The organism is Sandarakinorhabdus sp., from assembly GCF_031422795.1.
Lineage (GTDB): Bacteria > Pseudomonadota > Alphaproteobacteria > Sphingomonadales > Sphingomonadaceae > Sandarakinorhabdus.
In genome coordinates this window covers 1-2146 of sequence record NZ_JANPML010000460.1, presented here as the reverse complement: position 1 = coordinate 2146, position 2146 = coordinate 1, and the positions used below count along the sequence as shown (strand labels likewise).

At 63.4% G+C, this 2146-nt stretch carries 3 protein-coding genes; 2 read left to right on the top strand and 1 reads right to left on the bottom strand.

Going from position 1 to position 2146, the window contains the following annotated elements:
• Window positions 1-57: 57 nt before the first annotated feature.
• Window positions 58-765 carry a PEPxxWA-CTERM sorting domain-containing protein gene (locus tag RMO81_RS15500; RefSeq protein WP_310476843.1) on the bottom strand — a complete coding sequence of 236 codons (708 nt, stop codon included), beginning with the start codon at window positions 763-765 and terminating at the stop codon, window positions 58-60.
• Window positions 766-917: 152 nt separating this feature from the next.
• Here RMO81_RS15500 and bchI point away from each other — a divergent pair, with 152 nt between their 5' ends.
• Both bchI and RMO81_RS15490 read left to right on the top strand, forming a co-directional pair.
• Entirely contained in the window at window positions 918-1946 is a 1029-nt protein-coding gene (gene bchI / locus RMO81_RS15495) for a magnesium chelatase ATPase subunit I (protein ID WP_310476842.1), read from the top strand.
• The coding region (locus RMO81_RS15490) for a hypothetical protein (RefSeq protein ID WP_310476841.1) at window positions 1943-2146 on the top strand (204 nt) is incomplete at its 3' end. The genes bchI and RMO81_RS15490, both read left to right, overlap by 4 nt.

Sequence of the window (2146 nt, the reverse complement as noted above, 5' to 3'; positions counted from 1 at the left end):
AAACCCCGCAGTGCCCATCGGCACTGCGGGGTTTTTTCGTTGCCGTGACGGTGCGGCTTAGGCCGAAACCACCGTGGCGCGCTTGTTGCGGCGGCTCATCAGGCCGACAAGACCAAAGCCGGCGAGCAGCATGGCCCAGCTTGACGGTTCCGGCACGCCAGACGGGGTGATATCGCCGATACGGGTGACGAAGACACGATCGATCACCACGTCTTTGGACGGGTCCCGGTTGGTGTTGAACACAAAGCTGATGTCGAACAGGCTGTCGCTGTTCACGGTCTTCTCTGCGGAAAAGGCCTGCCACACGCGCGGCTGACCGTCGCTCACAGCATAGTTGGCAAGCTGGATGCCGGCGATGGAGCCGCTGAACGTGGCGTCGCCCACGTTGTTGAAGCCGTTGAGCGGCGCATAGGCCGAAAAGCCGATCTTGTAGACGCCCGACGCCAGGAAGATGCTCTGCGACAGGCTCTGGTTGATGGCGAAATCGGAAACGAAATAGGCGGCGCGGCTGCCGACGGCATCCGGGCTGGCGCTGACGCTGTTATCCGGGGTGACGGCTTCGCCAAAGGCACCGATCGGATAGGGGGAAGCGCTGTTGTAGAAGATCGAAGCCGGCGGATATTGCGGGTTATCATTGTCGATCCCGTCGATGGTCCAATTGGCCAGCGCGTTTTCAAAGCTGCCGTTCGCGACCAGGTTTGCTGCCTGCGCCGAACCGGCCATCATCATCGCAGCAACTGCTGCACCTTGCATCACACGAAGCATACCAAATTACCCTATTGTTAACGAAACACAAGCGTCTCATTAATTTATTAGCAAAAGATGTCGTTTTCGTAAACAGCGATTTTTCCAGTGCAGGATTGGCCTGTTCGTCAGAACGCTTGATGGGCCCGCGCTAGCCCCTTAAGGCAACGGGCATGGCCAGCCCTGCGCGCACCCCGTTTCCCTTCACCGCCATTGTTGGCCAGGCCGAAATGAAACAGGCGCTGCTGCTCGCTGCGGTCGAACCGCGGCTGGGCGGCGTGATGGTGTTTGGCGATCGCGGCACCGGCAAATCCACCGCCGTGCGCGCGCTGGCCGGTTTGCTGCCGCCGATGAAGGTGGTGCCCGGCTGCCGGTACAAATGCGCGCCGGATGATCGCAGCCCGTGCATCGAAGGCTGCCGTGATCGTGCCGGCAAACAGGTCGAGGAAAGCGCCGTGCCCTTCGTTGATCTGCCGTTGGGCGCGACAGAAGATCGGGTGGTGGGCAGTCTTGATCTGGAACGCGCGCTCGCCACCGGTGAAAAGCGTTTCGAACCCGGCCTGCTTGCCAAGGCCAATCGCGGTTTTCTGTACATCGACGAGATCAACCTGCTCGAAGATCATCTCGTCGATCTGCTGCTGGATGTCGCCGTTTCCGGCACCAATGTCGTCGAACGCGAGGGCCTGTCGATCCGCCACCCGGCGCGTTTCATCCTTGTCGGTTCCGGCAACCCGGAAGAGGGCGAATTGCGCCCGCAGCTGCTCGATCGGTTCGGCCTGTCGGTGGATGTGCGTACGCCCACCGACATCGCCGACCGTATCGAGATCGTGAAGCGTTGCGACCGCTTTGATCGTGACCCGGTCGCCTTTGTGGCCGCGTTTCAGGACAGCGAGCAGCACACGCTGGAAGCCATCGCCAAGGCGCGCAAGCTGCTGCCACGCGTGCAGGTGGAAGACGCAATGCTCGGCCTTGGCGCGCAGCTTTGTTCGGCGGTGGGCGCCGACGGCCTGCGCGGTGAGCTGACCTTGCTGCGCGCCGCGCGTGCCCAGGCTGCGATGGCCGGCAAAAAACATGTGAAGCCGCACCATGTCGCCGAAGTTGCCACCATGGCGCTGCGCCACCGGCTGCGCCGCAACGTGCTGGACGACACCGGCTCCACCGCCCGCATCACCCGCGCCATCGCGGAGCTGATCCCGGCATGACCCCAGCGGGGGAACGTGACACATCGGGGGAACGCTGGGCGCTGGCGCTGGCGGCGATTGATGTGCTGGTGGCAGCCGGAAATGGGGTTGGCGGCATCCTGCTGCGCGCCCGGCCCGGCCCGGTGCGCGATGCCTGGGCCGAAGCGCTGAATCTGGTCATCCCCACGCGCCGTCTGCCGGCCAGCGCCGATGCCGAAGCG

Excerpts from the sequence above, each read along its gene's own strand:
- RMO81_RS15500 (WP_310476843.1), bottom strand. The coding sequence starts at position 765 with ATGCTTCGTGTGATGCAAGGTGCAGCAGTTGCTGCGATGATGATGGCC.
- bchI (WP_310476842.1), top strand. The coding sequence starts at position 918 with ATGGCCAGCCCTGCGCGCACCCCGTTTCCCTTCACCGCCATTGTTGGC.